The sequence below is a fragment of the Azospirillum griseum genome (genome assembly GCF_003966125.1).
Taxonomy (GTDB): Bacteria; Pseudomonadota; Alphaproteobacteria; order Azospirillales; family Azospirillaceae; genus Azospirillum; species Azospirillum griseum.
The window spans coordinates 1-2,146 of the sequence record NZ_RXMA01000026.1 but is presented as its reverse complement, the minus strand read 5'-3'; the positions used below and the strand labels follow the sequence as shown (position 1 = coordinate 2,146).

Below are 2,146 nucleotides of genomic sequence, written 5' to 3'. Positions count from 1 at the left end.
ATCTGCTGGTCGCCGGGTCGGGCGCGCAGGCGGTGGCGACCGCCGCCGCTGCGGTGTCCGGCGTGTCCAAGGTGCTGCTGGCCGACGACGCGGCCTATGAACACGCGCTGGCCGAACCGCTGGCGGCGCTGGTGGTGTCGCTGGCCGGTGGCTATGGCCACATCCTGGCCCCGGCGACCTCGGTGGGCAAGAATCTGCTGCCGCGCGTCGCCGCCTTGCTGGACGTCGCCGCCATCTCCGACATCACCGGCGTGGTGTCGGCCGACACCTTCGAACGGCCGATCTACGCGGGCAACGCCATCGCCACCGTCCAGTCCAAGGATGCGGTGAAGATCATCACCGTGCGCGGGACCGCCTTTGAAGCGGCGGCGGCCAGCGGCGGAGCGGCGGCGGTCGAGAGCGTCGCGGCGGCGGCCAACCCCGGCCTGTCGCGTTTCGTTTCGGCGGAGCTGTCGAAGTCGGAACGCCCCGAACTGACCTCGGCCCGCGTCGTGGTGTCGGGCGGGCGCGGCATGCAGTCGGGCGAGAATTTCCCGCTGCTGGAGGCGCTGGCCGACAAGCTGGGCGCGGCGGTGGGTGCCTCGCGCGCGGCGGTCGACGCCGGGTTCGTGCCCAACGATTATCAGGTCGGCCAGACCGGCAAGATCGTCGCGCCGGACCTCTACATCGCCGTCGGCATCTCCGGTGCCATCCAGCATCTGGCGGGCATGAAGGACAGCAAGGTCATCGTCGCCATCAACAAGGACGAAGAGGCCCCGATCTTCCAGGTTGCCGATTACGGCCTGGTCGCCGACCTCTTCAAGGCCGTCCCGGAGCTGACCGCCGCGCTGTAAGCGGGGTGGTCGGTTGGCCGGTCGGTCCAAGGTTCCCCTTCCTCCCTTCGGGAAAGCCCAATGTCCACGATCAAGAAGATTGGTATCATCGGCGCCGGCCAGATGGGCAGCGGCATCGCCCAGGTCTGCGCGCAGGCGGGCTATGACGTCAGCCTTTCCGATCTGAACGAACAGGTTCTGGAAAAATCCCTCGCCGGGATCGCCCGCAACCTCGACCGTCAGGTTCAGAAGGGCAAAATCAGCGAGGCCGACAAGGCCGCCGCGCTGGCCCGCATCGCCACCGGCACCGACCTGACCATCTTCGCCGATTCCGATCTGGTGATCGAGGCCGCGACCGAGAATGAAGCGCTCAAGCGCGACATTCTGAAGAAGCTGGTGCCGCACCTGAAGCCGGAGGCGCTGATCGCGACGAACACCTCGTCGATCTCGATCACCCGTCTGGCCGCTTCGACCGACCGGCCCGCCAAGTTCATGGGCATGCACTTCATGAACCCGGTGCCGGTCATGCAGTTGGTCGAGCTGATCCGTGGCATCGCCACGGATGAGCCGACCTTCAACGCGGTCAAGGAGCTGACCGAGGCCATCGGCAAGACCCCGGCGGTGGCCGAGGACTTCCCGGCCTTCATCGTCAACCGCATCCTGCTGCCGATGATCAACGAGGCCGTCTACACCCTGTATGAGGGCGTCGGCGGGGTCGAGGCCATCGACACGGCGCTGAAGCTGGGGGCCAACCACCCGATGGGGCCGCTGGAACTGGCGGACTTCATCGGTCTGGACACCTGTCTGGCCGTCATGCAGGTGCTGTACGAAGGCTTGGCCGACAGCAAATACCGCCCCTGCCCGCTGCTGGTGAAGTATGTCGAGGCGGGTTGGATCGGCAAGAAGTTCGGGCGTGGGTTCTACGACTACTCACAGACTCCGCCGGTTCCGACCCGCTGATCGCGGCGACACCGAACAAAAGGCCCGCCCCGGAGCACCCGGGGCGGGCCTTCTGCGCTTCAAAGACCGCTTTTCCGCAGGATGCGGTGGCGCTTTTCTCAAAAGGAAACGGCCAAGCGGTTCACCGCTTGGCCGTAAGTTAGCCTCTGCCAGGAGAGCATGAGAGGCGGACGCACTCGGGGGAACGAGCACGCCGGGACGCCCCATCGCGGCGGGATGGACAAACACCGCGACGGGACGAAGCTCCAGGAAAAACCAAACTCAAACAGTCCGCAAAAACCGCCGCTTAGAAAGCGAGGTCGGTGCGGGCGAGGAAGACGTTGCCCTTGTCGTTGCTGCCAGCGACGTCGGAGCGGATCTTGAAGTGGTCGAAT

General features: G+C 66.1%; 2 protein-coding genes. Both read left to right on the top strand.

Annotated features, from left to right (window positions below; translation table 11 throughout):
- Positions 1-833 (top strand): electron transfer flavoprotein subunit alpha/FixB family protein (locus EJ903_RS20930; protein ID WP_126619225.1); only part of this gene is annotated, 833 nt, incomplete at its 5' end.
- Positions 834-893: 60 nt separating this feature from the next.
- A complete protein-coding gene (locus tag EJ903_RS20925) occupies positions 894-1,772 on the top strand; it encodes a 3-hydroxybutyryl-CoA dehydrogenase (RefSeq protein ID WP_126619101.1) in 879 nt (292 codons plus the stop codon).
- The last annotated feature ends 374 nt before the right edge of the window (positions 1,773-2,146 follow it).